Genomic DNA, 347 nt, shown 5'->3' with positions numbered 1-347 from the left:
GTGGTGGGGGTGGCGGGGGTGGTGTAGGCGATGAGGCGCTTATCCCCCAGCTGGTCCTCCCGTACGACAATCAGTGCCTCGTCCACAGCGGGATGCCGGCGCAGAACCGCTTCGATCTCCCCAGGTTCGACACGGAAGCCGCGGATCTTGACCTGGTCATCCGCACGGCCGAGGTATTCCAGCTGCCCGTCCCGGTTCCAGCGGACCAGGTCCCCCGTGCGATACATCCGAGCACCAGCACCAACACCATCGCCCGTGTACGGATCGGCCACGAACCGCTCAGCGGTCAGCGCCGGACGGTCCACATAGCCGCGGGCCACCCCTGCACCGGCGAGATACAGCTCTCC

1 protein-coding gene is annotated in these 347 nt (G+C 67.1%); it reads right to left on the bottom strand.

The window, feature by feature from the left end; translation table 11 throughout:
• The coding region (locus ACSNOH_RS35225; protein WP_436725508.1) for a hypothetical protein at window positions 1-347 on the bottom strand (347 nt) is incomplete at both ends.

This window comes from Streptomyces sp. URMC 127 (assembly GCF_051386535.1).
Classification (GTDB): Bacteria; Actinomycetota; Actinomycetes; order Streptomycetales; family Streptomycetaceae; genus Streptomyces.
Note: the sequence above shows the minus strand (reverse complement) of the source record. Positions and strands in the feature narration are given on the sequence as shown.